This window comes from Gimesia sp. (assembly GCF_040219335.1).
Taxonomy (GTDB): domain Bacteria; phylum Planctomycetota; class Planctomycetia; order Planctomycetales; family Planctomycetaceae; genus Gimesia.
Map to the genome: position 1 here is coordinate 153,762 of NZ_JAVJSQ010000014.1, position 19,639 is coordinate 173,400.

17 protein-coding genes are annotated in these 19,639 nt (G+C 52.9%); 9 read left to right on the forward strand and 8 right to left on the reverse strand.

From position 1 onward, the window contains the following. Nucleotides 1–17: 17 nt before the first annotated feature. Complete coding sequence (locus RID21_RS12200; RefSeq protein WP_350189242.1) at nucleotides 18–842, reverse strand: FHA domain-containing protein; 825 nt, start codon at nucleotides 840–842, stop codon at nucleotides 18–20. Nucleotides 843–1,254: 412 nt separating this feature from the next. Beyond that, entirely contained in the window at nucleotides 1,255–2,352 is a 1,098-nt protein-coding gene (locus RID21_RS12205; RefSeq protein ID WP_155365069.1) for a hypothetical protein, read from the reverse strand. A 210-nt stretch (nucleotides 2,353–2,562) separates the two neighbouring features. Here RID21_RS12205 and bioD point away from each other — a divergent pair, with 210 nt between their 5' ends. Together bioD and RID21_RS12215 are read left to right on the forward strand one after the other, a co-directional pair. After that, on the forward strand, nucleotides 2,563–3,291 hold the full coding sequence (gene bioD, locus RID21_RS12210; protein ID WP_350189244.1) for a dethiobiotin synthase: 729 nt from the start codon (nucleotides 2,563–2,565) through the stop codon (nucleotides 3,289–3,291). A 126-nt stretch (nucleotides 3,292–3,417) separates the two neighbouring features. Next, the gene (locus RID21_RS12215) at nucleotides 3,418–5,055 is read left to right on the forward strand and encodes a hypothetical protein (RefSeq protein ID WP_350189246.1); all 1,638 of its coding nucleotides are present in this window, start codon (nucleotides 3,418–3,420) and stop codon (nucleotides 5,053–5,055) included. A gap of 211 nt (nucleotides 5,056–5,266) precedes the next feature. Here RID21_RS12215 and RID21_RS12220 read toward each other — a convergent pair whose 3' ends face one another. Continuing rightward, nucleotides 5,267–6,772, reverse strand: coding sequence for a Do family serine endopeptidase (locus tag RID21_RS12220; protein WP_350189248.1), 1,506 nt, complete (start codon nucleotides 6,770–6,772; stop codon nucleotides 5,267–5,269). A 504-nt stretch (nucleotides 6,773–7,276) separates the two neighbouring features. On the opposite strand from RID21_RS12220, the gene rnc reads away from it, so the two are divergent. Next, on the forward strand, nucleotides 7,277–8,026 hold the full coding sequence (rnc, locus tag RID21_RS12225; protein ID WP_350189250.1) for a ribonuclease III: 750 nt from the start codon (nucleotides 7,277–7,279) through the stop codon (nucleotides 8,024–8,026). Nucleotides 8,027–8,450: 424 nt separating this feature from the next. Here rnc and RID21_RS12230 read toward each other — a convergent pair whose 3' ends face one another. Continuing rightward, entirely contained in the window at nucleotides 8,451–10,019 is a 1,569-nt protein-coding gene (locus RID21_RS12230) for a transglutaminase-like domain-containing protein (RefSeq protein WP_350189252.1), read from the reverse strand. A 147-nt stretch (nucleotides 10,020–10,166) separates the two neighbouring features. Then, nucleotides 10,167–10,670, reverse strand: a complete 504-nt coding sequence (locus RID21_RS12235; protein ID WP_350189254.1) for a hypothetical protein — start codon at nucleotides 10,668–10,670, stop codon at nucleotides 10,167–10,169. Nucleotides 10,671–11,206: 536 nt separating this feature from the next. Between RID21_RS12235 and RID21_RS12240 the strand changes: the two genes are divergently transcribed. From RID21_RS12240 to RID21_RS12265, 6 genes are all read left to right on the forward strand, one after another. Beyond that, the gene (locus RID21_RS12240; RefSeq protein WP_350189257.1) at nucleotides 11,207–12,346 is read left to right on the forward strand and encodes a BON domain-containing protein; all 1,140 of its coding nucleotides are present in this window, start codon (nucleotides 11,207–11,209) and stop codon (nucleotides 12,344–12,346) included. 340 nt (nucleotides 12,347–12,686) lie between these two features. Next, the gene (locus RID21_RS12245; RefSeq protein ID WP_145192428.1) at nucleotides 12,687–13,271 is read left to right on the forward strand and encodes a hypothetical protein; all 585 of its coding nucleotides are present in this window, start codon (nucleotides 12,687–12,689) and stop codon (nucleotides 13,269–13,271) included. Between the two features lie 285 nt (nucleotides 13,272–13,556). Beyond that, nucleotides 13,557–13,994 (forward strand): SoxR reducing system RseC family protein, encoded by a 438-nt coding sequence (locus RID21_RS12250; RefSeq protein WP_145443054.1) that lies wholly within the window; start codon nucleotides 13,557–13,559, stop codon nucleotides 13,992–13,994. A gap of 48 nt (nucleotides 13,995–14,042) precedes the next feature. Continuing rightward, nucleotides 14,043–14,528 (forward strand): hypothetical protein, encoded by a 486-nt coding sequence (locus RID21_RS12255; RefSeq protein ID WP_350189259.1) that lies wholly within the window; start codon nucleotides 14,043–14,045, stop codon nucleotides 14,526–14,528. Nucleotides 14,529–14,589: 61 nt separating this feature from the next. Continuing rightward, the gene (locus tag RID21_RS12260; RefSeq protein WP_350189261.1) at nucleotides 14,590–14,997 is read left to right on the forward strand and encodes a hypothetical protein; all 408 of its coding nucleotides are present in this window, start codon (nucleotides 14,590–14,592) and stop codon (nucleotides 14,995–14,997) included. A gap of 466 nt (nucleotides 14,998–15,463) precedes the next feature. Continuing rightward, nucleotides 15,464–17,434 carry a leucine-rich repeat domain-containing protein gene (locus RID21_RS12265; RefSeq protein ID WP_350189263.1) on the forward strand — a complete coding sequence of 657 codons (1,971 nt, stop codon included), beginning with the start codon at nucleotides 15,464–15,466 and terminating at the stop codon, nucleotides 17,432–17,434. Between the two features lie 32 nt (nucleotides 17,435–17,466). Here the strand turns inward: RID21_RS12265 and pyrE are convergent, their stop codons facing one another. The 3 genes from pyrE to rplQ form a co-directional block, all read right to left on the reverse strand. Next, on the reverse strand, nucleotides 17,467–18,006 hold the full coding sequence (gene pyrE, locus RID21_RS12270) for an orotate phosphoribosyltransferase (RefSeq protein WP_350189265.1): 540 nt from the start codon (nucleotides 18,004–18,006) through the stop codon (nucleotides 17,467–17,469). A 41-nt stretch (nucleotides 18,007–18,047) separates the two neighbouring features. Next, entirely contained in the window at nucleotides 18,048–18,641 is a 594-nt protein-coding gene (locus RID21_RS12275) for a putative metallopeptidase (RefSeq protein ID WP_145443058.1), read from the reverse strand. A 207-nt stretch (nucleotides 18,642–18,848) separates the two neighbouring features. Then, nucleotides 18,849–19,565 (reverse strand): 50S ribosomal protein L17, encoded by a 717-nt coding sequence (gene rplQ, locus RID21_RS12280; RefSeq protein WP_350189267.1) that lies wholly within the window; start codon nucleotides 19,563–19,565, stop codon nucleotides 18,849–18,851. Between the last annotated feature and the right edge of the window lie 74 nt (nucleotides 19,566–19,639).

Below are 19,639 nucleotides of genomic sequence, written 5' to 3' on the forward strand. Positions count from 1 at the left end.
GCAATAATATTGTTTGCTTAAGCGATGGCCCGGTGGGAACCGCCATCTTCTTTCCGATCATCCCGGAGCGAACCGACGTGATCCAGGGTTGTATCCAACTGAGATGCCAGCTTCTCCTGTGTTTCCAGCAGGGAAGCAGCAGCAGCTTCATACTGACGCTCGCGGCTGGTCAGTTGATCCGCACGCAGCTGGAGTTCTGCCGAGAAACGTGTCAGCTCTTCCATCATCGTTTCCAGGTCAGCCATCAGTTCCGACTGTTCCTCAACAGACAGCTGGTCATGCTCCGGTTCGTCTTTCAGTTGATGTACCTGTGACAGCAGGGCAGCGGCTCCCTGCTCTCTCCGGGACTCATACTGCTCGATCATCTGTACGTCCTGTTCGATCAGGTCGACCAGTTCAGATGCGGACAGGTCCTTGAGAATTGTTTCATTCGTCATTGAGTGATCTCTTTTATCTGGGGTGATGGGAGCGCTCGTCTCAGCAGGCGAGCCAGATAATCCTGCGCGGGAAATGCTCATGGCTGGCTGGGAATGCTGACCCTGTCGAAACACAAATTCAATGGGACCGATGGTGATCACATCACCGTCAGCCAGTACTGACGTCTGATGCGGAATCCCGTTGAGTAACAGTCTGGGTTGAGGAGCAAGTGCCTCGATGGTGACTTCGCCCTCTGCAATCTGGAGTACCGAATGCAGAATCGGCATCGTCAGACCGGAAAGCTGCAGACCGCAACAGGTGCCCGCACCGATTGTCAGACGGTCTCCCTGGAGAGGTCGCATGGGAAACCGGGTTTTCCCTTTGACAATTTCCAGAGAATGCTGGGGGGAAGATTCTAAGACCACAGACTTTTCAACCTCATGTTGAGACAGGAACTTGATAATTCCTCAGAACCCTGTTTTTCAGGGCTACACAACACTGAATCGACCGTCAGTCGAGGACAGCATAAGGAAACCTTGGAGTTACTCTTTGATCAATCTCCATTGATGGTTCACTCAGCTTTCCGAACCTGACTCTGCGAATCATAGGTAAAATAGAACGGCACCGAACGGATAAGTCCGCATCAAACCGGGTAAACAAAGCAGACTTTTCCCGTCAGTTGCTTTGTAGATCCTTGTCAATAAAGGAAACACCTCAGTCCGATTTTGAAATGCTGTCAGACAGACGAAATTACGGCATATCTGACTAGAGGCTCCAGTTCGTTCACCCACAACGGGAGGGAATTGTCACCACAGCGCCCCTTTTCGAGCAGGCTGCTCAGTCGATCTTGCCGCCTGGCAGATCACGCTTGGTAGGCGGTGGCAGATCCGGTTCCGGCGGTTTCGGAGAAGAGGGAGGCGGCTTGTAACCTTCACAGGTCAGTTTCAGATTACCTCCCAGTGGAACGCGGAAATCAGAATTGGGATCCAGAGCCGTCCAGCCGGCCATCAGGTCTCGCTGATCCGCATAACTTCGCGCCACAAGATACGTATCATAGCTGTCTGCCCAGACGCGGAAGTCCAGATAGAACAGTTGCGGGTTGATCTTACGGATCTCCTGACGAAACAAGGCATTCGACTTCGACAACCGTTCCGTAGTATCGCCTCGCCCCTCGCGCAGCTCCAGTAAAAGATAGGGAACACCCCCGACGGCTTTGAGCTTAATCCGCCAGTCCCGGTTCCCCACATTCTTGTTTTCGAATAACTCTTCCAGCTTCGCACAGTCCACGGCCTGCTCGGGAGCAGTTACCAGTCGACTCTGTGCAATCGCCTGGTAGGCCAGCTGCTGCAGCGCGGGAATTTCCACTCGTATCACACGGCCATGACGGCAGATGTACTCGATGGGCTTGGCCCCCTTGGGTGCGTCGCGGGGGTTGGGCAGATTCACGATTTTTGCATTCGGCGTCGGCCCTGGATCGGGGGTTTTCGCCAGTTTTGCTTTGATGTCTGCCAGTTCTTTTTCCCTGGTGACAATCTCTTTCTCCAGCGTCTGCACCTGCTTATCGCGTTCGTCGATCTGCTTTTTGAGCTTATCGATATCGACCCGGATTTCTTTGAGCTTCTCCAGCTCTTTCTTCAACTTCTCTGCCAGGGCCTGCTGTTCTTCAACGTTGACGTTATCTTTCTTCTGCGTCAGCTCTTTGATGGTTTCCAGCTGTTCTTTTTCGAGCGCCAGTTTCTCACGCAGCTCTTTGACGTTCTGCTGAGACTCTTCCATCGCTTCTTCAGTGACCGCACCTTTAATACGTTCGACGGCCTGCCCCACACCGAGCTGAGTCACGGTGAGCAGAATGACCAGAATTCCGACCACATTTGTCATCGTATCCAGCAGCGAGTCGAGGCTGGCGCCCCCTGAAGATCCTTTTTTCTTTTTCATGACACAATCTGAATTGCTACTATACTGAATATTCGTTTCGATCCCGCAGGCCCTGTCTGAAAATTCGGCCTGAATTTCAGACCGGAACGGCCCTGCGGTTTGCATTCGTACCCCTCTCATCATAAAAGCGGAGCAGGGCTGATCGCAAGCAGCGACTGGCAGTACTTCCCCTGAAACTGATAAGAATCCCGACTCAGCAGGACACCGCTTGTGGACGTTTATCCATTACAGATCCCCGGATTGATGGTTGTCGGCACCGATACCGGCGTCGGCAAAAGCTACATTTCCGCTGCCATAGCCCGGCAATTGACCTCAGAAGGGGTTCGCACCGGGGCCTACAAACCGGCATGCAGCGGCAGCGTCATTGACGAATCCACGGGCCAGCCTTACTGGGAAGACGTCGAACTCCTGCGGCAGGCCATCGGCGGTACCGATCTGCCCCCTGAACGGATCTGCCCGCAAATCTTTCACGCCCCGCTGGCCCCACCGGTGGCCGCAGAAAAAGAGGGCCGTTCCATCGACGAAGCCCTGCTCCTGGAAGGAGTTCGCTGGTGGGAGTCTCAAGCCGAGTTCCTGATCGTCGAAGGGGTGGGAGGCGTGCTCTGCCCCCTCTCGTCTCAGCAGCTGATTGTGGATTTCGCAGAGAAACTGAAATATCCCCTGCTGATCGTAGCCCGCGCCGGTCTGGGTACCATCAACCATAGCCTGCTGACGATTGAAGCCCTGCAACAGCGCGGCTTGAAAATCGCCGGCCTGATCCTGAATGACGTCGACCCCGAACTCAGCGACGAATCCCGGCTCTCCAACGCCGAACAGATCCAGTTGTGGACAAGCGTGCCTGTTTTGTCTTTTGTCCCCTTTGACTGGCAATCAAACTTGCTTCGGTACCAGAGTCAGGACAGAATAGACTGGAGACAATTGTCGCAGGATCTCCTCTGAGTGCTCATACCCATCACCAGATCACATTCGTCTGCCCGCCAGAACTTCTGGTGATGACCTCACTACCGCCAGTCCTGCTCATGCCTGAGATATCATCAACGCGTCTATCATCAACCGGAGAAATGGATGAGTATTGAAGTCACCTGCCCCGCCTGTGGGGGTTCCATCCAAATCGAAGAAGTAGCCGAAGTCGTTGCCTGCCCACTCTGCCAGGTACACCTCCAGGTTGACCCCGAAACCAGCGAACCCGTGCTCGTCTCCCTGGACGCCAACGAAGCAGCGGATCCACCAGCTGCGGAAGCCAGCGAGACAGAGACCGCAGACGCGGAAGCAGAAACCCAGGATGAACCCGTCGCCGAGGCAGACTCGGAAACGGCTTCTGAGGAAACCGCCAGCGAAAAGGCCACGGCAGACGAAGAGACAGCCTCTCCCTTCTCCTTCCTGCCGGGTGGTAATCAGGCTCGCAAAACCGAAAAACGCGAAACACCCAAATTCGACTTCCTCCCGGGCGGCGACAGTGAATCAGCAGACAAAGACAACGCAGAGGTAGCCGAACCCGAGTCATCCGCAGACGAAGCCATTGAAGCAGAGGCCGAAGCCGCTTCAACAGAAACCACGACCGACGCCGAATCAGAAACCGCTGTAGAGTCGACAGACAGCGAAGCAGAGGAACAGCCGACCGAATCCGAAACCGCCTCCCCGTTTTCCTTTCTGCCAGACGGCAGTAATGACGAACAGACCACAGAGGAAGTGGCCGCGGAGTCGGAATCCGAAACCTCGGAAACTGAGACCGCAACAGAGGACGCCACCGCGGACACAGCTGAAACAGCGACTGCCGCGGAAGAGACCAGCGAGGAAGCAGTCAGTGAAACTCCTGCTTCCATGGAGACAGCGGCCACCGAATCAACAACCGCGGCCCCGGAACCGGCGGCTTCCCCAGCACCACAGAGTTACCGCAAACCTAAAACGGTCTCCAAGCGACTGTTCACACTCACGCTGACCTACGCGATCGCCGCAACGATCATGGTCGCGATGTTGCTCTATGCGAAGTACCAGGGTGATCCGCATCAGCTGGAAAGTCTCCCCGACCTTAAACCCCCGATCAAGAACGATGAAATCGCGCTGCAGCTGGTCCCTGAAAATGCTGAACTGCCTCCCGGGCATACGCTCCAGCTGGGTGGGCCGGGCCGACGCTTCGGAAATGTGATGGTCACCCCACTCCGCGTCACCCGCGGTCCTCTGGAGTTCGAGCATTACACCGGCGATGCCAGCCGGACTCGCGAACCGACGTCGAGCGACGTTCTCAAGCTCTATCTCAAATTCGAAAACATGTCGGATGATCAGACTTTCGAGCCCCTGGATCAGAAACTGCTCCTCTCCCGCGTGCCCGGTAAGAACCCCGATTCCCCCATGCGGGCCAACAATTTCGTCAGCCGCCTCGATCAACGGCATCCGGACGGCGAACGGGTACTCGTCTACGACATGCCCCCCTCCTGGGAATGGAACATCAAAGGCCAGAACATTAATCAGGAATCAGCACCTCAGAAGCTGGAACCGGGCCAGAGCTTTGAAACGTTCGTCGCCACCAATGAAGCAGGCATTGATTCCCTCACCGGCGAGTTGGTCTGGCGATTGCAGATCCGCAAAGGCTTTAACCCGAAGTCACACCGCGGCGTGACCACGCTGATCGACGTCGTCTTCAACAGCGACCAGATTCAGAAAGACGTTCCCTCCGAGAGCAAGGCCCCGCTGCCTACCAGTTGAGCTGGTTCATAGCGTTCCCCCTCTCTGACCGCGCATAAAAAAACGCCTCGGCAGTATTCCAGGAATACCACCGAGACGTAACGCGGAACCGCATACGATGCGGTGAGGAATTTTCAATGAGGACAACTCTTTCCGCTGCTGGTGCCGGCACAAGCCTCATTTCTCAGAGACTTGTACCAGGCACCCCTTTCAGGAGAGTACCATCCTGAAACTACTTCTGGACCACGACGAAGCGGGCACCGCTGTGGTTCCGAACCAGCAGCAGAACGCGGTCTTTTTCTTTGGCTTCTTTCAAGCCGAGATTAAACTGATCCATAGTAGTCACTTCAGTTGTCCCAATCTTTTCAATGATCATGCCTTTCATCAGGCCGGCCTCTTCAGCAGCACTACCAGGCTCGACCGAGGTGATGACCACCCCGTTAACATCGTCCGAGTAGCCCAACTGGTTGGCCAGCTCTTTGGTCAGAGGCTGAACTTCAATTTTGAGATCGTTGACGCTGGTCTTCTGCTTCCCTTTGCTGGAGTCTTCCAGGGGAGACTCATTCTTAGCGACTGAGAAACTCTTAGGCATTTCCTGCATGGTGACCTGCAATTGGACGCGTTTGCCATCCCGTAACAGTTCCATCGTGTAGGATTTGCCAACAGACAACTGTTCGACGATTCCCTGCAGATTCCGAGGACCGGAAACATCTTTACCTGCGAAGTTTAAGATGATGTCACCTGTCTTGAGTTCTGCTTTATCAGCCGGAGAATCCTCCATCACCTGGGTGATGATCGCTCCCTGACCAACTTTGATATCGAAGGACTTGGACAGATCGTTGCTGATCGGCTGGATGCCTACGCCCAGGAACGAACGTTTTACCATACCATGATCGATTAACTGTCCGGAGACCCAGCGAGCCATGTTGACCGGAATCGCAAACCCGACACCATCGTAGCCACCACTGCGGCTAGAGATGGCAGTGTTGATGCCGATCACTTCGCCACGCAGGTTCAACAGCGGACCACCACTGTTACCAGGGTTGATGGCTGCGTCAGTCTGCAGGTAGTCTTCACGATCGTTAATTCCCGGCCCCCGGCTCTTCGCACTGATGATCCCGTTCGTCACACTCATACCGATACCGAAGGGGTTACCGATCGCCAGTACCCAGTCACCAATTTCCATCTTGGAGCTGTCGCCCAGCGGAATGGCTACCAGATCTGGTGCATCGATCTTAATCACGGCAACGTCAGACCGCGGGTCGGTCTTGATGTCCGAAGCGGTGAATTCACGACCATCGTTCAGGGTGACTTTGACCACATCGGCCCCATTCACCACGTGAGAGTTGGTCATGATCAGACCTGACTTGTTAATAATGAACCCGGAACCGGTTCCCATCTTGCGGGGAGCCCGACGCGGCTGGTTCTGATGCTGCTTCAACATGTCCTTGAACCGCGGATCATTTTCAAACAGATCTTTGAACGGGGAGTCATCGCCAAAAGGCAGCATCTGCTGATTTGATACCTGGGACGTTTTGCTGACCGTTTCGATCGATACGATCGAAGGCATTACCCGTTTGCTCACATCGCGGAATATACTTGATAACTCTGTCGCATTCGCAGCCACCGGGACGTCAGAAGAAACATCTTTCTGAGCCACTCCCACTGCGGCACCCACCAGACAAGCGCTACCTATGATAGCGAACATCCAGTTTCGATTTGCTGTTAACGCTTTCATTAAAATTACCCTCCTAAAATTAAATGGCTGACAGAAATGCCTCGGGCCATCTCTTTCTGGATTCTATGAGAAATAGCTGACTCAAATCCGTAGTACAAAAAAATACAATTGGCGGAAAAAATGGCGGTGATCACGCCTGCCCGGACGGGCCATTGTGATCGTGTTGTGTGCACAACAGCGAGCTTTCACTCGTTTCATCAAGCGGCTGGACTGTCTTTATTACGAGCCGAAGCGGGAATTCTGTTGGGACTGCTTCAAAAAAATTTCTGATCTGGCCGCTTTCAGGGTCCCGGAATCGGTACACAGACACACGAAAACACCTGAAAACCTGAATATTTTTCAACCATTTCGACGATTCCCCAGTTTTTCTGTTTTCTTCAAATCTTTGCTAATGTTAATATTTATCTATACTTAGGGAAGATCATTTCAGACTCCCGCGGGCCATTTCAGATTCTGAAATCATTCATTGATATTCCTCAAAGCCACAAATCACAGGAGGTGCGCATGCTGTACGATCTCAGTCCCGCAGAGATCGACGTACTCCTTGAGGAGTGTCAACACAATCTGGGTTACTCGTTCAACAACTATGAATTGCTGAAATGCTGCCTGACCCACACTTCCGCAGCCAAGACCCGCATGGACTCCAACGAGCGGCTCGAGTTCCTCGGCGACGCCATCCTGGGTGCGCTGGTCTGTGAAAAGCTGTTCCACCAGTTCCCCAACTCTCCGGAGGGAGAGCTGACCCGCATTAAGTCGGCGGTCGTCAGCCGCAATACCTGCACCCGGCTGGCACGCGAAAAAGGCCTCGATCGTTTCATCTTCGTCGGTAAAGGACTGGCGATGACCGAGACGCTCCCCGAATCGCTCCTGGCCGGCATGTTCGAGGCGATCATCGCCGGAATCTACCTCGACGGCGGCATGGAGCCGGTGCACGAGTTCCTGGATCCGCTGATCGAGCGCGAAAACATGAAAGCCTCCCGCTCGGTGCACGGCTTCAATTACAAGAGCCTGTTACAGCAGTATTCGCAGAAGAAGTTTTCTCAGACCCCGGTCTACGAACTGGTCGATGAGAAAGGCCCCGATCATTCGAAGTTTTTCAAGGTGACCGCCATCATCGGCGAGATCCAGTATGAGCCGGCCTGGGGCTCCACCAAAAAAGAAGCCGAACAGCGGGCCGCGCTGAATGCACTCAGACAGAATGAAGACGAGAACGGGTCGGACTGGGAACTTCCGTCAATGCCCGATGACATCTGAGGCGATCAACCGGTTTTCTCGGCCTGTAAATAGAAAGGGCCGAGAGGACACGGGAATCCTCTCGGCTCTAAGATGGGGATGATGTTTTGGAGTGGCCCAGGGTGGGCTGACCCGCCTCCACGGGTCGGTGGGAATATCTCTCTCTTCTCTCGTGAACTTTGAAGTCTCTCAACTCTTCAAAATTCCATGGGTCTCTCTCTTTACCCACAGCAGACATAATGCAGCAATCGTGCCAATGCGGGAGAGACCATTTCAAATTTTGAGTATTCACTCCGCAAACACCTGAAAAACAGGGATATAAATCAGGCAGCGTTTCCTGAGAAATTTTCCGCCTTGGGGAAATTGCAAGAATTGCAAAAGGAAAACCATCGTTTTTTCCTCCGCAATGTAACTCTTACAACGGGAAAAGAGAGAATTCCCCCCTTCAACGCGCCGTTCCAGGCGTTGCCTCTTTCACATCGATCGAAAGTTTTCCCACCGCCTGTAAGATAGGTAAAAAGATCGCCAGTGGTGCCGGGGCATTCTCAGACAGACTGGAGTCCGCCAGTTTAATGTGCCCCGCACCGATCCCCCCTTTTCCCAGAGTCGCATCCAGGGGAATCCAGCGGCCATCCAGATAGACCTCGGTCCACATATGCCCGCCGAAGCTCGCCCGACTTGGAATGTAGACCAGACCTACCGCCACGCGCGCAGGCAGCTTCATGGCCCGCAGCATTGCCGCCAGCAGCACCGCGTGCTCAGTGCAATCCCCTTCCATATTCTTCGCCACTTCGCCCGCAGACGCCAGTGCCGTCGAAAAATTCTTCTTCCGCAGATGCTCGTGCACATACTTTTCCATCTGCACAGCCTGCTTCCAGGGATTCGTTTCAGCCTGCAACGCCTGCTTCGCATGCTCGATCACACGTGGATCGTCAGACTGGAGAAACTGGGAAGGTTGCAGATACTCAGCATCCACGTCCGCTGCGGGAAACTCCCGGGGCGCTGCCGCCTTCTGCACGGTGAGCCGGGCCCGATGTGCGTCCAGTTTTTCCACTTTCTGCGTCTCGGTCTTCGGCAACACCGACGTCGGATCCCCATCGGTCAGCGTAATCTCATAGACGACACGCTCTGTATCATGCGCTCCGGGGATCGGTTTAACCTTGATCAGCGTCTGCACCGCCAGATCGAGTTCCTTACCAGACAACTCTTCCAGGGCGACCTCTTTACTAACCGTGTAAGTAATCATCGCCGATCCCAGAAAATCGGCCACCGTTTTGGGAATCTTCCCTTCCCGGGTGACATATAAATCAATCGTCATTCCGGGCAACAGAGACTGTTTCATCTCCACGTGCAGGCATTCGGCCTCTTCACCGCCATACAGCTCCGTTTTTTCGTATTCGAGGGCCTTGAGCTGCACTTCGGTCACTTTATTGTATTCGGGGAGCAGCATCGAGAAAGACTGCTCCTCTCCCGGCTGGAGTGGCTGCTTCTGAAAAAACTGGTCTATATAACTGGGAGAATGAAATGTCGGCTTCCATTTCAACTGCGACTGTTTGGCCTGATTCGCCACACTGGTTTGAATGTGCAGGGTCCCCTCGCGTACTTCGCCCTCAGAAACCGTTGAAGCAGCAGGGGGATTCTGCATTTCGAAGGTATAAGCCAGCAACTCACCAGCTGGCGTCTCTTTCGTTTTCAGATGCGTCTCCAGGTTCAGAGCCTGTCCAAACCGCTTCAGCTTCAAATAAGAGTCACTCTGCTGAAAAACAACCCGGTTCTCACCTTCGCCTGACCGGTGCGTCTGCGAACGGGCATAGCCGATCCGCTGATCACTCACGTAAATCACCTGCCAGACGTCTGAGTCCTCCACAGAAGCGGGCTGCCCCGCCTGTTGAGTGGCAGCCTCCACTGCAGGCACCGGCTGTTCTGCACAACCTGTCAGGCTCCATACGAGCCAGAGTCCCAGGGACAGAGTCACGTTTCGACCATTCAGCCAGGATCGTAAGCGGGTTTGCATCGTCCGGTTCTTTCTAAGCGATAAACGTCTTCTGGTGACAACTGACATCACACGGGAACTGAAACAGGCATAAAAAAATCCCTGCAATTCTCGCTGGAGTTGCAGGGATTATTGTAATCGGTTCAGGGGACTTCAGGAAACCGGAAATCAGTCGAGATCTTCTTCCAGATCATCATCACTTTCTTCCACATCGTCTCCGTCATCGCTGTCATCCAGTTCGACATCGTCCAGGTCGTCGGAATCATCTTTAGCGTCGGTATCGTCATCATCGGTATCGTCGCTGTTCAATGTGTCATCGTCGTCCAGATCTGCTGTCTCGTCGGCAGGAATCTTCGCAACGACGGCTTCCCCGTCAACGGGTTCTTTGACCGGCTGAATGAAGTACAGTTTCTTGGCGTTCTTGGCACGCAGTTGTTCAATCCGCTCTACTGCTGCATCACGCTGATCGTATGGGAAGCGAGACTCTTCCTTCATACTCCCTGTGAAAACACCCCAGACAAGACGACGGCGCACATCAGCTTTAGCCGACTTCTTCTTACGGGTCGCCTTCTTCTTTTTAGTGGCTTTTTTCTTGGGAGATGATTTTTCTTCCGCTTCGGCCGCTTCTGCCTGACGGCGCATTTCCAGACGACTGGGAGACTTTCGAGCCATTTTCGCTTCTTTGGTAAAATTAAACTCTATTTGTAAGTTGAAATGGGAACACCTTGGAAGCTAAGCATAACAATTCAATTCTGGAATGACTATGGACAGACAAGCCCTCAGAGGGTGAAGAACGCATTTTTTTCGTTTTGAAACCTGAAAACCGGCTCACCAGGCCTGACCACCAATTCAACAGGCTGCAGACAACGCCCCAGCTATCCCCCACTCAGCAGGTGATTTGCCTGCCTGAGAGAATCAGCAGCATTTTTCCAAATTCAGCCGAATTCGTTCCTTGAGACTTATCCCATTGAATTAAATAGACTTACGTGTATTTGACCGCAAAAATCCCGAGAACATTTAACCAATTCCATCGAAATAATCAGAATAACTTATTTAACCGGACCCCAATGACCGATCAATCAGCATAGCAATCTCATTGTTTCGTTTGCGCAGCAGGAATGACTCACAGTGCGAACCTGACGATAGATAGAGCTCTGATGTAATGGACGAAATCAAATATCTCTCTACAATTGGGAACGGAGTTGTTCATGAAACGGTATCGTAAGTGGGTCTTGACGCTGGGGATCATGGCGGTGACTCCCGGTATCACAATGGCCGGACCCTTGGATTTCTTCACAAAGAAATCTGAACAGTCTAGTTCGACCGCTGTATCGGGCAAGATTTCCAACAATCAGAAAGTCGCCAATGACATTGCCGACGCTCTGAGACAAGCCCGGTTAACCGGTTACAACATGGAAATCGAATTCAACAAAGGTGTTGCAGTACTTTCCGGTAAAATTCCGACTGCTGCACAAAAAGCACAGGCCACCCGACTGATCTCACGGGTCGAAGGTGTGACTCGTGTCGACAACCGCCTGGTTGTCAGTGAAGCTGCCGGTAACCCGACTGCTTCAACCGCTCCTGGGACTCCTCAAAAGAGCCTCAATCCTTTCCGTAGAGCGGACGACATTGTCCAGACCTCTGCTTCAGCAGATCCCTTCCTGAAAGGGTCTCTGCAACAGGCTCAGTTCGAACAAGCCGTGGAAAACCGACGTTCCAATGTGCAAACCGTTTCTCATCAGGCTCCTGCTCCTCGCAGTGCCGGCGTGAGCAACCAGCAGATGGCAGAACAACTGGCCAAAGCACTGGGACCAGCTCTGGCGTCCGCTCACGAAGTGGAAATCCGCTTCAAAAACGGAACAGCTATCCTGCAGGGATCAATTGGATCTCCTCGGGAAAAACAGATGGCAACCCAGATTGCCCAGCGTGTTCCGGGTGTGAAAGCGGTTGATAACCGTCTGCAGGTTCAGGCTTCTGCTCCCCAGACGTCCATGATTCAGCCGACCAACTACATGAACTATCAGGCTCCTAATCCTGGTCCTGGTGGCCCTCCAATGATGAGCCCCCAGCCTGGCATGGGTCCTGTTGCCAACAATGTTTACAACAGCCCGCACCTGCCTGAAACTGCTTGGCCAACCTATGCAAACTACCCGAACTACGCTCAGGTAGCTTACCCCAGCCAGTACTCAGCCAGTGCCTTCCCTTACATCGGGCCCTTCTACCCCTATCCTCAGGTTCCACTGGGATGGCGTCAGGCTCAGCTCGAATGGGATGATGGCTCCTGGAAACTGAACTTCCGCCCTCGCACCGATCGCTGGTGGTGGTTCATGAATCCAAAGAACTGGTAAGTCACTCACCAGTTTGACCAAAACGTGGAAATGCCTTCCGGAACTCGCTTTCTGGAAGGCATTTTTTCTGGCACCAGAGTGTGAACACACAGTGAACACGCTCCCGCCAGGCCGTCACAACGGTTTTTACCGACGAAATCGTCAAAACCGTTAAATTTTCACAAGATTCACGGACGCAGAGTCCGATAAGAAGAACAGGGAGTCATAGTCTGTCTCCATCAGGCAAGAGGCCAGACGACAGAACATGACATCTACTTATCGAGCTCACCGCTCACTAACACTGATGACGAAGTCAAAAACACATCAAACCACTTCGTTCAATTCACCCGGAGGAAGAAGGATGTTCAAAATCGGGAAGCAATTCAGCCGTGCTTTGCTTTTGGGCTGTGCCTGCTTGTTAACGATCAATACCAGTGGTTGTACGCTGGTGAAAGGCTTTGTGGAAGTGGCCTACGCCGGCTCTGTCTTCTGGCGGACCACTCCTCTCATCCCGGTCACCGCCTACTGGTCACAGTTGGTTGAAGACACGTACTGGGAAGAAGAACGCTACAACAAAGTTCCTATTCTGGATCCGGTCGAAGGCGAACACGCACCGCTGTTCTGTCTCGATCCACCCAGCCCGGATGAAGTCATTCGTGCTCTGCCGGACAAAACCGGCGGCGGAGTCTGGTTCCTGGCAGAAACCACTCGCAACAATGTCCGCATGGTGGTAGAACCCATCGTAGACCGGATTGGCGAATGCCGCTTCTACCCGATGGTTGGACCAGCTCGTCAGCACCACTGTCACTACAAGTGCACCGTGTACTACGACAAAACCATTCGCTCAGACTGGCCCATTCCGTTCTCCAACACTGATCAGACCAAAGAAGTGGTTTACATCGACCACGACCACCTGATCCGCTGTGCCGGACCACCATCTGAGTAATACTGAACTCCAAGCGGCTTCTCGCAGGAAGCGAACCGCAACCAAACTAATAAGTCTACCCACCAGCAGGGCCGATGATTCTAACCGGGTGAAAGAATCATCGGCCTTTGCACGCGCGCTGACATCTGGGCTGACATTCACTCTTTCTGCAAAACGTACTGGCACATCGACTTCCACTCACGCTAAAATCAAAGTCCGCAGGCACACTGACGACGGGCAACCACAGCGCTGAGTGGGCTGCCCACCGACCATCCACTTTGATAACCCACTTTTAGTGAGCACCCGATGGCCAAAGCTTCGTATACCCTGCGCAACGGACGCGTTTATGTCCATGAAAAATGCCAACAGCCCACTCAGGTCAATGGCGGCGACTTCGAAGGCTTATGTAACCCGTTCAATCTCTGCCTGGGAACCGTCTGCGCCCATTGTGGCGGCCCCCGCGCATTACGCAGTTTCCACTGGGCCGACACCGGCGAACAACTTGATGACTACCGCAGACGCCTCCGCACGAAAGTTCCCCCGATTTATTCCTGGTGGTATCTCTGGATCTCCCCCTTGATCGGCCTCATCGCCGGCACCATCATCGGGCCACTCTTTCTGAATAACAGCAGCCTGCCAGTCGCCGCCGGCTCCGCCCTGGTCGGCACATTAATCATGTACCTGATCATCGGCCCCAAACTGTTGATGCTGATCGCCCCCAAAAAGTATTATCAACTCAGGTAGCAGACAGGACAGCTCCATCACAAAACCGGTAACAGGAGTCAGGACCACATGAGTATCAGCTACATCCTCACGCCTGTCACACCACAGCTCCTGGAATGGGGACGCGAGTGTGGCGTGCCGATTTCGCTGGAAGCGCCCGCCGGTCGCACCGTTACCCGCAGCGACCTCGCACAGGTTGTGGAATCCCTGGCAGGTTTCACCGGCGATGTCCGTGGCACAGAAGAGGACTTTACTGCCAGCATCGCTTCCGAAGAAATGATCGACTGGGAATATAAATCCGATGACCCACTGTTAAACCAGGCCTTCGGCGGTCCTCACACCAGCCCCAGAGAATCCGCCGACATTTACCGGCTCCATCCCCCAGACCAGAGTCCCTCCCTCAGCTTCAAGGGCCATCTCACGCTGATTGTCCGCATCGCCAGCGAACTCGCCAAACCCTGTGGCCCCCAGGCCGCCTTCGCCACCAGCGACGGCATCCCCGCCTTCTTCCTGCCCGATCAGCAAACGCCGGTATGGAATGAACCGTGGTGCTGAATGGAACCTTGAACCACACATCAATACTCCTTACCAGTCTAGATTTTAGTAGCTCATTCCCATGCAGATCTTTGAAACCGAATTAGAATCAAAAATCAAAATCAGAGCCTACAGTAACCTGCAGTCCTTTACCTACGAAGGCGGTGTGGCGATCGGAAAACACAGCCGGGAGAGAGTGAGCCGTAATCTGACGATCCTCAACAGACAGGCAAAACAGATTGTAGAAAATGCCCCCGTTTATGATCTACTTCCCCCTGAAACAGTCATGGAGCAACGAGGTTGGCTATTGCCTTGCTTCACTTTCATCACCTGGTTTGAATCAGATTATACGGGAGGTGGAGACTATGATGGCACGCACTTGGCTGTGATCCACTTTCAAAATATAAATCATCCGATCTTCGATCAGATATCAGAACAGCAACTGCAACAGATCGATTGGACCAACCTGGCAAGCGGATTCCTCTATTGACATAACGAATCATTCCAATCCGGAGCGAGAGAATCACTATGACTCAGGTGCAATGGAAAAAATTCGTCAACACAATCTGCATTCGAACCGACATTGCCCCCGTCACTCCCGTCCAACATGCAGATATCGACGAGTTCGAAAACGCTTTTGATGTCAAGCTGCCGTCCGGTTATCGTTCATACTGCCTGGTATTTGGTGCTGGAGAATTTGGAAAAACGAGTAAGATCTCAGTCCCTGGCTATAAGGGGAGAACTTTTATATTTGGGCTGAAGAAGCTATAAGAACTTTCTCATGAAGGTTTGGATTATGAGAAATATTCTCCGGCCCCGGCCCAACATGTAAGGAGTAGTTTTTTCGCCATCGATATATCGATATTTTGACATCAAAATACTTTTTCGATCCAAATGACATTACCGACTCAATACGGAATGAGTATGGCAGCTACGTTCGACACCGAAACTGGGAAGTGAAACGGGTTGCCGATAATTTCTGGGAGTTCATCACCGAACTTTGCCTTGGTGAAAGACAACGTGAACTGATTAATTATGACGAACTACCGGAACGGATATTCCAGCCCATAGGCAGTTCAACCAGGTATCACAAATCCCTGTCAGTACAACTACCAGCAAGTGAATTTGAAATTAGAGAAAACATGGATACTCTCAACGAAATCCTGGAACTCTGCCTGCAGGACAGCCCTGCATTAAGGCAGTCGCGACATGGCTTTCTGGAAACTCACGAACTGGACGGTTCCCTGGCATTTGAGGCATTACTGGCGTTTATTGATCGTCTCCCGTATTCCGAATTACACGCCGCTCTGGAACTTGCCAACGATCGTCTGGCGTCAATTGATTCGCATCAGCGGCGCGAAGTCGCTACCATCGATTCACTACGCCCTCTGATTAAAAGTCCTTCCTGGCCCCTGGTCCGTAGCCTTACCTACCTTGGGAATTTGCCTGCTGCCCCCTCAATCGAAACGGCTCAATCCCCGTTTTCTGGAATAGTATCAGCATCTTTCTGTGGCGGACCGCTGGGACAAGAATTGATAGCAGACTTCTCATCGCAAACTAAAACACCCCATCTCCGCTCGTTGGATCTCTCTGGATGCACGCTTGATACTGCAGCAGAAACTATTCTTACTCGCTCAACAGTTTTTAGTCGACTTCATACATTTCATGGGCTGACAGAACAGGACCTGGAGTCCTTTGATGCCATGCAACTTGAAACGGTTAGCTGTCATGCGACAGGTCGACTGATTCATCTGCTTGAGGAACGGTCGGCGAGCTCATTACGCCAACTCACTCTGACTGGATCACCAGACTCTTTTACAGAAGTCATAAATGCCCTGTGTGAATCTAAAACTCTAACAAAACATCTTGAATCATTATCTCTGTATCTCGATATTGATGACAAGCAGCTTTCCCAACTAATGACCTGTGCCGACCTGTCGAACCTCAGACAGCTTACCATCTACTCAGAAGCCATCACCTCAAATTCCGTTACGGCATTATCATCTGCCGATTTTGCCAGGAATCTCACAAGACTGAATTTGAGCTTCACAAAAATCGGCTCCAGAGGCTGGAAACAACTGAGAACGATTCCCTTCTCTAGCCTGGAGAGCCTCAATCTTCAGGGAACCGGAGGGGACAATGCGGGAGCGGAGGCACTCTCCCGATCAGATTACCTGATAGGATTACAGACGCTTGACATCTCAAGAAATCAGATTGGTTCTGACGGAATTTCCGCCATTTGCGGATCGGAAATACTGACCGAACTAAAATCCCTCAGTATCTGTAACAACCCATTGGGCTCTGCTGGCGCCAGAGCGATTGCTTCCAGTAATCGAACCATCGCCCTTCGGCATCTATGGATCAATCAGATCGGAAATGCCGGAACGATCAACCTGGCTTCAAGTCCCAACTTGCAGAACCTGGAAAGTCTTTCAATCGGTTTCCTCGAAGACAATTCAGCTGGGGATGCCTGCGTTGCTCTGGCTGAGTCAGGATTGACGGCGGGCCTGAAAGCACTTTCTGTGACAGGCAGTATATCAGATGCAGGTCTCAAGTCCCTGGCAACATCACAATCCTGCGGAAAATTAAGACGTCTCGCGCTCTGCGGAGATGTGACAGCCGAGGGCATTGAAGCGTTAGCACATGCACAACAACTGACAGGGCTCTGGCACCTTAATCTCGATCATTGTCCGATTGGCGATCGGGGAGCCCTTGCTCTTGCAAACTCTGAAATTCTGCAGGAACTGATTGATCTGCAGCTAAGCTTCTGCAAACTGACAGAACATGGATCAAGATCCCTGGCACAGTCAAACAAAGTCCGCTCCCTCCGCTGGCTCTCTCTGAATCGGGAGCTGCTTCAACCATGGCTGATTTCATCAGTCATACCCCCCTTACTCAGAGCACGCCTTCAAGAATCGATAAAGTGACAATACACATCTCAGAACCGTCACTTCGTAACTCATTCTCCAATTGAACCCGCATTGAGAATGTCCTGCATCGTGAGCACGGACTTCAACTCCAGATCGACGGCCTGCAGTGCTTCGGCTCCTCCCGTCTGGCGATCGATCACGCAGATCGCACACAGCGGCTCGATTTCTGAATCGCGAAGTTTCTGTAACGCATCCAGAATCGCGCCACCTGAGGAGACTACATCTTCGATCAGAACGACGTTCTTACCCGACAGACTGGTGCCCTCTGCGTATCGACAGGTCCCGTATGTTTTGGCTGCCTTGCGGATAAAAGCCGCCGGCAAACCGGTTACCTGACTTAGAACCGTGACCACGGGAATCCCACCCATCTCCAGACCCGCCAGGACGTCCGTATTCTCGGGCAGCAGTTCTTCCATGGCTTCCGCAATCTGCTTCAGTAAAACCGGGGATGATTCAAACTGATATTTGTCGAAATAGGTATCTGACGTGGCACCGGATCGCAGGGTGAATGTCCCCGACAGCTGGGAAGTTCGTTTGATCTCTGTTGCCAGCTGTATCTGATTCGTCATCTGAGTATTCTTCCTGTTATCGATTGCCGGCCAGTAGAAGCTTACGCAATCCGCGTCTCGGTCACCGGAATCAGTTTCGGGATCGGGATCTGCAGCCCCACCACGCCGCCGTGCTTTTTCTGCAGCGTCGAGAAACGGCACTTGAGGAATCCGAACAGTTCGGGAGGCGGGTTCAGTTTCATGTACTGGTCGACCAGTACCGCCATGTGGGCGTCGTATTCTTTCTGGCTGTGCGAGTGCACGTGGTAATGTCCTGCCAGGCGGCGGATGTCGCCGTCGAAGGCCGGGCTGATGTGATACAGTTCGTGCAGCACCGTGATCATCTTCTCTTTGAACGAATGATTCAGGAACCGCGGCAAATAGAAGGTGAGGATATACAGCATCTCCTGCTGATCCTGGTACACACGCTGCACCGTCCACTTCCGGCCGTAGCGCGTGGTTTGCAGAGCCCCGTTCTCAAACCGCAGGGGCGTCAACTTGGCCTGCATGCCGTAAGGCACATTGCGGCGGGCCTGGGCGAAGGCGACCGCGATCCGGTCCATATCGACATGATGAAACTCAGGCAGCCGACGCGAGACGTCGCTGCACAGGCGGTACATCGCGTGACTGAAATTAAAGGGCTGCTGCGTTGACATGCTGTGCCAGAATCCTTTCCGCTACAACTTCACAACGACACAAGGTCGAGCCGGGGCCTGTCTTTCGTCCGGATTGATACGGGTATTCCATTTCAGCGTTTCTGCTCCGGACGTAAAAAAAGCTAAGAGCATATCAGGGATACTCTTAGCTTTAAAATTTTAGCGGGAAACCGGATTTCCGCAAAGTCGAATTCGACTCGCGACGGCTTACTCCTCTTTTTTGTCTTCTTCAGCTTCAGCAGTTTCCCCTTCTGAGGCTTCTGCTTCAGTGGCAGGAGCTTCGTCAGCGACTGCTTCGCTTTCTGTTTCTGCTGTTTCTTCCGCAGTAGCTTCTTCGTCAGCTGGTGCTTCCTCTGTTGCTGCAGAACCCAGTGTTTCGCTGCGGCGGGTCGGCTTAACACGATCTCGTTCGCCGACGAATTCGATGATAGCCTGAGTACCGGCATCGCCCAGACGGACAGTTGCCAGACGCACAATGCGGGTGTATCCACCATTGCGTTCTGCAAAGCGTTCTGCCAGTTCGTTGAACAGGATATCGACGGCTTCGTTGTCACGCAGTTCTGCGAATGCCCGACGACGGTAGCTCAGAGCGGGTGCCAGAGCCTGGTTCCACTGATTCCACTGCTCAGATTCACGCCAGGTCTTCCATTCGCTGGAGTTCTTCTCAGCGGAAGTTGCGTACTGGGCAGCGTTCTCGATGTGTGGCTGAGCTTTCTTGGCAACCGTGATCAGCTTTTCGATGAACGGACGCAGTTCTTTGGCTTTCTGCACGGTGGTGGTGATCCGACCGGAAACCTTAGGAGCGTTTTCAGCTTCCTCGTCGATCCGGACGGTCTTGATGAGGCTCACCGCCATGTTGCGGAACATCGCCTTACGGTGTGATGCATTGCGGCCTAATTTGCGGCCTCTCATTCGGTGTCGCATGACTTAACTCTGAATTATTCTGATTGCTGAGAGTAAAGAACTCGATGTTTGATAACCAATAATCGCGTTGCTCT